Annotated in this window: 8 protein-coding genes and 1 pseudogene; 5 read left to right on the top strand and 4 right to left on the bottom strand. The window is 63.8% G+C overall.

What is annotated here, in order from left to right:
- The coding region (locus FS320_RS35055) for a transposase (protein WP_192926244.1) at positions 1 to 176 on the top strand (176 nt) is incomplete at its 5' end.
- Between the two features lie 242 nt (positions 177 to 418).
- On the opposite strand, the gene FS320_RS51070 is transcribed toward FS320_RS35055, so the two are convergent.
- Positions 419 to 967, bottom strand: coding sequence for a group II intron maturase-specific domain-containing protein (locus tag FS320_RS51070; RefSeq protein ID WP_152716987.1), 549 nt, complete (start codon positions 965 to 967; stop codon positions 419 to 421).
- On the opposite strand from FS320_RS51070, the gene tnpA reads away from it, so the two are divergent.
- The 4 genes from tnpA (at position 875) to FS320_RS35030 (ending at position 4,589) form a co-directional block, all read left to right on the top strand.
- Positions 875 to 1,219, top strand: a complete 345-nt coding sequence (tnpA, locus tag FS320_RS51065) for an IS66-like element accessory protein TnpA (protein WP_152716986.1) — start codon at positions 875 to 877, stop codon at positions 1,217 to 1,219. The genes FS320_RS51070 and tnpA overlap by 93 nt on opposite strands.
- Before the next feature lie 261 nt (positions 1,220 to 1,480).
- A complete protein-coding gene (locus tag FS320_RS35040; RefSeq protein WP_162003439.1) occupies positions 1,481 to 2,671 on the top strand; it encodes a tyrosine-type recombinase/integrase in 1,191 nt (396 codons plus the stop codon).
- Complete coding sequence (locus FS320_RS35035) at positions 2,665 to 3,579, top strand: tyrosine-type recombinase/integrase (protein WP_152716985.1); 915 nt, start codon at positions 2,665 to 2,667, stop codon at positions 3,577 to 3,579. The genes FS320_RS35040 and FS320_RS35035 overlap by 7 nt, the downstream gene beginning before the upstream one ends.
- Positions 3,576 to 4,589 (top strand): tyrosine-type recombinase/integrase, encoded by a 1,014-nt coding sequence (locus FS320_RS35030; RefSeq protein ID WP_152716984.1) that lies wholly within the window; start codon positions 3,576 to 3,578, stop codon positions 4,587 to 4,589. The genes FS320_RS35035 and FS320_RS35030 overlap by 4 nt, the downstream gene beginning before the upstream one ends.
- A 240-nt stretch (positions 4,590 to 4,829) precedes the next feature.
- On the opposite strand, the gene FS320_RS35025 is transcribed toward FS320_RS35030, so the two are convergent.
- The 3 genes and pseudogenes from FS320_RS35025 to FS320_RS48780 all read right to left on the bottom strand — a co-directional run.
- The gene (locus FS320_RS35025) at positions 4,830 to 5,831 is read right to left on the bottom strand and encodes a tyrosine-type recombinase/integrase (protein WP_152716983.1); all 1,002 of its coding nucleotides are present in this window, start codon (positions 5,829 to 5,831) and stop codon (positions 4,830 to 4,832) included.
- The gene (locus tag FS320_RS48785; RefSeq protein ID WP_244627591.1) at positions 5,828 to 6,409 is read right to left on the bottom strand and encodes a tyrosine-type recombinase/integrase; all 582 of its coding nucleotides are present in this window, start codon (positions 6,407 to 6,409) and stop codon (positions 5,828 to 5,830) included. Before FS320_RS48785 ends, FS320_RS35025 begins: the two co-directional genes overlap by 4 nt.
- Before the next feature lie 80 nt (positions 6,410 to 6,489).
- Positions 6,490 to 6,886: pseudogene (locus tag FS320_RS48780) on the bottom strand (hypothetical protein); the annotation flags it as partial.

Raw genomic sequence — 6,886 nt, 5'->3', positions numbered from 1 at the left:
ATCTCGCCCGGGCGGAGTTCGCAACGCTGCGGTTGCGCCTGCTCAAGATCGCCGTGCGGGTGCAGGAAACCACCAGCCGCATCCGACTGGCCTTTGCCTCGTGCTGTCCGGAAGCGGATCTCGTCCGGCGTCTTGCGAGCGCTCTGGCACCCCAGCCCCGGGCGGCCTCGCCCTGAGCGCCGGGGCTGCCATCGCCCCGGTCATCCCATCCCGTCCCTGCCAACGCGTTCCCCACGTTCCAGACCTTGCCGCGGTGAAAGAAACGCAGCGGATCGGCACGCCCGCGCTACCAAATAGGCCCCGAAACAAACTCTGGTGAATAGGAACGGCTAAGGGTCGGGTCGGAGGAGGCGCCCATCAAAGGGCTCGCCTCCGTCCGCCGCACAAACCGGGCGTACAGTCTTCCCGTACCCGGCTTTCATGAACGGGCTTTCACGATCTGAAGAGAAGGTATCAGCCAGACAAGGCTGACAAGCTTGAACTCGTCCCGCAGCCTTCTGATGGGATACTCTGTCCAGCATGCGTTTCGCCATCGCTTAGCGCGATGCGACCACAGCCTTCGGATTATCCACCGATCCAACTGATGGAAGCGCTTCCTGACGTTGGAGCGACAGTAGTCGTTTCCCCATCCTCGGATGATCGGGTTGATCATCTTGATCAATTCTCCCATACGCAGAGGTATCTTCCTTTGCGTTGAAGCCCTGATCTGGTCCTTGAATCGGTCGACCGACTTCTGTGTGGGAATGGCAGTATGCACTCGGCCTGTGCCCTCTTGTGAGAGCGCTGTTTGCGCGTGACGTTCTGACCTTAAGGCTCGCTTTAAGGTCAGTAGATTGATGAAGATCGAAGTTCTTGGCACAGAGCGGCGGCGGCGCTGGAGCCTCGCTGGAGCCTCCAGGACAAACTCCAGATCGTGGAAGAGACGCTGCAGCCGGGTGTGACGGTCACTGAGGTGGCCCGCCGCCATGGTCTCGCGCCCAGCGTGGTTTTCACTTGGCGCCGTCTGGCTCGCGAAGGGCGACTTGGCGACGCCGGTCCGACCTTCATGCCAGTCGAGATCACGCCCGTCCCAGGGCAGACCACGCCGATAGCATCCCCAGCGCGGCGCAGCGGACTGATCGAGATCGTCCTGGGCCGCGGGCGCCGCATTCGCGTGGACCGCGAGGTCGATGCCGAGGCGCTGCGGCGGGTCCTGCAGGTGGTGGAGAGCCTGGCATGATCCCGGTGCCAACCGGCGTGCGTGTGTGGCTGGCCACCGGCCACACCGATATGCGTAATTATGTGGAGTGCCGGATTATGCGGAGTCCGCAGCAATCGAGGCAACTTCGTCCTTTGTTTCCAATCGCTTAGAGTGCTCATCCCGCTTTCTTGCCCAGCATAATTGTTGTCGTCTCTCCAGGTTCGTTTGACCTCGAGAGGAGACCACACGTGTCAAAGTCGAAGGAAGTTCTGCCGGAATGCACGCAACTGATGAACCCAGGTGCCTTGCGCGTTCGTAGAGGCGTTCACGGGCCGATTGGTGAGCCTGGGGCACACCCACCTGACAGTGTCAGGCTACGAAGCCTCGGCTCGTCACTTCGGACAATGGCTGCAGAGCAAGAAGATCGCCGTCGCTGAGATTGACGACAGGGTCGTTCGCCGTTTTGCTCGGCACCGATGCGGTTGCCCCGGCATCCGGCAAGCCGATCGACTGTCGGTCAAATACGTCAACCGTGTTCGCCGGTTCGTTGGCTTCCTGGCCGAATGCGGGGCAGTGACACGGCCAGCACAGGTGCCGCCCCGTCCCGGTGACGATAAGATCCTTGCTTTCCAGATTTGGCTGCGACGGCATCGCGGAATCTCGAAGCGCACCGTCCAGCGCCACGCTCGCATGGTCATGCGCCTGCTTCCGGCTCTGGGTTCCGATCCCATGCAGTACGATGCTGCTCTCGTCCGGCAAGTGATCTTGGACGAAGGGAAGCGAAGTTCGCGGGCCTACCTCAAGACCATGACGATGGCATTGAGAGGCTACCTTCGATATCTGGCGGCCCACGGCTCGTGCCATCCGGGACTTGATCAGGCCATACCGACGATCCCGCAATGGCGGTTGTCGGCGTTGCCGCGCTACATCCCCGCTGTGGACGTCGAGCGGCTCATCGCGTCGTGCGACCTCACAACACCCATGGGCATCCGCGACCGCGCGGTCCTTCTGCTGCTGGCCCGTCTCGGCCTGCGCGCCGGCGACATTGCAGGCCTGCGCCTCGACGACATCGACTGGCGAGAGGGCACCCTGCGTGTGTGCGGCAAAGGGCGTCGTGAGATCCGGCTTCCGCTCCCCCAAGACGCGGGTGAGGCGATCATCGCCTATCTCCGAGACGCCCGGCCGCTGGCCGCCTGTGAGCAGGTTTTCCTGCGGACCGTCGCACCGCATCGGCAGCTGGCGAGCCCGAGCGTCTCGAGCATCGTCAGCCTTGCCCTTGAGAGGGCCGGCATTGATGACCCGCCGTCCCGAGGTACCAATCTGCTGCGGCACTCCGCAGCGACCAGCATGCTGCCCGCCGGCGCCACGCTCGACATGATCGGGACTGTGCTTCGCCACCGGTCGATCGACACCACCGCTCATTACGCGAAGGTGGACGTCGACATGCTGCTTCAGATCGCTCAACCCTGGCCCGGGAGCGTGTCATGCTGAACCTGGACCTCGCACGCTATGCGGAACTGCAGCATCATCTCGGCTTCAGGTTCCGCATCCAGCACACGCTGCGCAAGAGCTTCGTTGCTTTCGCAGAAGGCAGCGGCGACCAGTATGTTCAAACGGCGCGCGTACTCGCATGGGCGACACTCGCTCCCTCACCGCAGCAGCGCCGCAATCGCTTGCTGACGGTCCGCCGCTTTGCCCTGGCGCTGTCGGCCGAGGATCGGCATCATGAGATTCCGCCCGCCGATGCCCTGGGCCGCCGCCTGTTCGAGCGGCGGATCCCGCACATCTATACGGCCGATGAGATCACCGCGCTGATGCGAGCAGCGGCCCTCCTCAAGCCCTCTGGCTCGATCAGGCCGCTGCTGTACGAGACCCTGTTCGGCCTGCTGGCGGCCACCGGCATGCGCGTTTCCGAAGCCCTCGCTCTGAGCCTCGATGATCTGACGGCCGACGGGCTGGTGATCCGACAAACCAAGTTCCAAAAGAGCCGCTTGCTGCCGCTCCACGCCACCACGTGGGAAGCCCTGGACCGGTATGTGTCGGCGCGCCAGCGGCTCGGGACCTTGAACGACGCCCTGTTCGTCTCCACTACAGGTACGCCGCCGTCCTATCCCACGGTGATTGCCATCTTCCTCCGCCTTGCCCGATCGACTGGCCTGAGAGGGCAGCCCGGTCAGCCGGGACCTCGTATTCACGATCTGCGGCACACCTTCGCCGTCCGCTCTTTGGAGCAATGTCGGCCTGATCGCGATGCCGTTGGCCGCCATATCGTCGCGCTCAGCACCTATCTCGGTCACGCCCATGTCACCGACACCTATTGGTACCTGCAGGCAACGCCAATCCTCATGGGGCAGATTGCATCCGCCGGTGAGGCCTTGCACCAGGGAGCCGTCGCATGACCGCGCTGGCTCCTCATCTCGCCACCTTTCTGCAAGAACATCTCCCCCATGAGCGGCGGGCAAGCCCGCACACGTGTGAGGCCTACGCCGACAGCTTTCGGCTGCTGTTGTGCTTCGCGGCTGCCCGATTGAGGACCACGCCGTCCCACATCGTGATCGAGCAGCTCGATCCGCCGCTCCTCCTGGCCTTCCTCGAGCACATCGAGGAGGCGCGCGGCAACTCGGCGCGCACCCGCAACGCCCGCCTTGCCGCGATCCATTCGTTCTTCCGTTTCCTCGAATACCGGCTCCCGTCCTGTCTGGACCAGGCACGCCGGGTCCGAGCGATCCCGATGAAGAAGACCGATGAGGCGCTCGTCAGCCATCTCACACGTGCGGAGATGCAGGCTCTGCTTGATGCGCCGAATCCGCGTCAGGTCGCCGGTATCCGGGATCGGGCGATGCTCCACCTGGCCTTCGCCGCGGGCCTGCGCGTCTCCGAGCTCATCAGCCTCCGCATCGATCAGATCGACCGCCAAACGGTCGCCAGCATCCACGTCATGGGCAAAGGACGCCGCGAGCGCGTGCTGCCCTTATGGAAGGAGACAACGGCGGCGCTGAAGGCCTGGCTGGCAGTCCGCCCGGAGAGCGGCGATGCCGAGCTCTTCCTCAATGCCACAAGTCGGGCGATGACCAGATCTGGGTTCGAATACATCCTCGCCAAGCATGTGGCCACCGCGGCGCAGAAGCTGCCTTCCATCGCCGACAAGCGCGTCACTCCGCATGTTTTGCGCCATACCTGCGCCATGCACACCCTGCAGGCGACCCGCGATGTTCGCAAAGTGTCGCTCTGGCTTGGCCACGCCAGTCTGCAGAGCACGGAGATCTATCTACGCGCCGATCCGACTGAAAAGCTCGAGGCGCTTGCCGCGATGGCGCCGCCGTCGCTCAAGCCGGGTCGTTTCCGCGCTCCCGACAAGCTACTGGCGATGCTGAAGTCGATCGGCCGATCGACGAATTATGTCGAGTGATTGCTTCTGGAACACCGCAGTCGGCAACCGATTGCCGCTGCGGACTCCGCATAATCCGGCACTCCACATAATTGCGCTTATGCGGAGCTCCGCATAAGCGCAAGGGCTTTGGCAGCCTGTCCCTGCTGGTGCAGGAGACGCTCAAGCGCGATCCGCATTTATGTGTCGTGGGAGATTATGTGGCGGCGGCAGAGCCGATGGCGGCATTCCGGCGCTTTGCGGCTCCCAGCCGCCACATAATTATAGGCTCTCGAGCAGTTGGAGCACCGCGTCCTTTGCCTTGAACCGGGCGGGCTGCTTGCCCGAGATGGCGGCGTGGTCGAGGCCGCGGCGCATCATCTCGACATCGGCTGCCGCATAGCGATGCGTCGTCGCGACCTGCGCATGACCGAACCAGGCCTGGATGGTGAGCAAGTCGACACCTGATTGCAGCAGCGTCATGGCGAGGGTGTGGCGCAGAACATGGGGTGAGACGACCTTGCGCGCCAACCCCGGCTGCGTGACCGCGGCCACCGCACGCCGGACAACATGCGTCACACCGAACCGGGTCATTCGCTCATCATGGGTGCCACGGAATATAGGACCCCGCGGATCATGGATGAGGCCATGCTCGGCGATCAGGGCTCTGAGGGCTTGAGCGAGATCGGCCGAGACTGGCACAACACGTTCCCTGCGCCCCTTGCCGCGCAGAAGCACCTGGGGCCTGGTCCGGTCGAGCTGGACATCGTCGACATTAACGCCCGTTGCTTCGGATACCCGAGCGCCAGTGCGACCGAGAAACAGCAGCAAGGTGCGGTCGCGGCGGCCCCGCACGGTCCGTTGATCGGGCGCCGCGATGAGCGCATCCAGCTCCGCGCGCGTGAGGTGATGGGTGATCTCGGTGTGCGCTTTCTTCAGCGGAATGGCGAGGATCCTATGGGCGATGCCAAGCGAAGCGGGGTCGTTGGCGGCGATGTGCTGGAAGAAGGATCGCACTGCCGCCAGCCGGGCATTGCGCGTCTGGACCTTGTTCCCGCGCGAGACTTCCAGGTGATCGAGGAAGGCAAGGATGGTGTCGCGATCCAGATCGCCGATGGTGAGTTCGCATGGCCCGCATCCGGTCCTATCGGCGGCGAACAGGATCAGCATGCGAAGGGCATCCCGATAACTGGCGATCGTTGCTGGCGTGGCATTGCGCTGCCGGGTCATACGATGGCGGAAGAAGGACTCCAACAGCGATGGAAAGGAGAAGCGGCCGTTCATGGCGTCTCTCCCCAGGCCAAGGCCCGTTCGGCGGCCATGGCCAAAAGATCGGCGTCCGCGGTGATGTAATAGGCGGTGTCGCTGTAGTGGCCATGGCCGAGATAGGTCGCGAGCAGCGGCAGCATCGCACGCGCATCGGCGCCTTGCTGGTGCCAGTTCGCCAGCCGCCTGACCGCGAAACGGTGACGCAGGTCGTGGAGACGCACCGGCTTGCCGCGATCGAGGCCGGCGAGGGAGCGCGCCGCGCCGAAGGCGGCGTTCAGACCAGACTTCGACAATCGCGTCCCACGCGAGCTGACGAAGAATGCCGGGGTGTCCGGCGTTGGAAGGTCCCCATCCCGGTGTCTTGCATAGTCGCGCAGGACCGCCAGCGTCGAAGGATGGACGGGAACCAGGCGATCCTTACGGAACTTGGTCCTTCGAATGTGGAGAATTCCCTGCGTGAGATCGGCATCACTGATATCAAGGCGCAACGCCTCGCCGGACCGCATGCCGGTGCTGGCGAGCAGGCCGACGAGCGGCGTCAGGAACCCGGCGCGCTCGGGATAATCGGGCGATACCGAGCGGCAGGCCGCCATGAGCCGTGAGAGCTCCTCGTCGGTGAGGATCCTGGGTGGCGGGATAGCTCGGTTCCTGGGAAGGCCTTGGGGTCAAGCGCTTAGGTGCGCGGATCGAAGATGGCGAGATACTCGCTGAATCTGCGAACCACGCCATAGCGAACGGCTCGTCCATTCGCCGTGCCCGCCCAGGAGCCTATGAAGCCGAGCACCGTTCGACGGCAGAGTGGACCATCGTGCTGTTCGGCATCGACGTAGGCGACAAGCGCGCGCAGGATCGCCGCCTGCTTGCTGAGCGAGAAGCCGAGCGAGCGTCGAAGCGCGACATAGGCCTCGACATGCTCGCTGAGCCTGCTGGAGAATGTGCTCATAGAGCTGGCTCGGGAAATTTGGACAGCGGGATAAGTGGAGTTTCTGCCTGAGAGCAGCCAGAATGGCTGCTGAACAGGAGAGACGATGAGCAAGAGACCCCGCCGGAACCACTCTCCGGCTTTCAAA

This window comes from Microvirga tunisiensis (assembly GCF_009296175.1).
GTDB classification, from domain to species: domain Bacteria; phylum Pseudomonadota; class Alphaproteobacteria; order Rhizobiales; family Beijerinckiaceae; genus Microvirga; species Microvirga tunisiensis.
This window is presented reverse-complemented; position numbering and strand designations above follow the sequence as displayed.

Coding starts and splice junctions, on each gene's coding strand:
- FS320_RS51070 (WP_152716987.1), bottom strand. CDS start 967: ATGGCGGCGGGCCACCTCAGTGACCGTCACACCCGGCTGCAGCGTCTC.
- FS320_RS35035 (WP_152716985.1), top strand. CDS start 2,665: ATGCTGAACCTGGACCTCGCACGCTATGCGGAACTGCAGCATCATCTC.
- FS320_RS35030 (WP_152716984.1), top strand. CDS start 3,576: ATGACCGCGCTGGCTCCTCATCTCGCCACCTTTCTGCAAGAACATCTC.
- FS320_RS35025 (WP_152716983.1), bottom strand. CDS start 5,831: ATGAACGGCCGCTTCTCCTTTCCATCGCTGTTGGAGTCCTTCTTCCGC.
- FS320_RS48785 (WP_244627591.1), bottom strand. CDS start 6,409: ATGGCGGCCTGCCGCTCGGTATCGCCCGATTATCCCGAGCGCGCCGGG.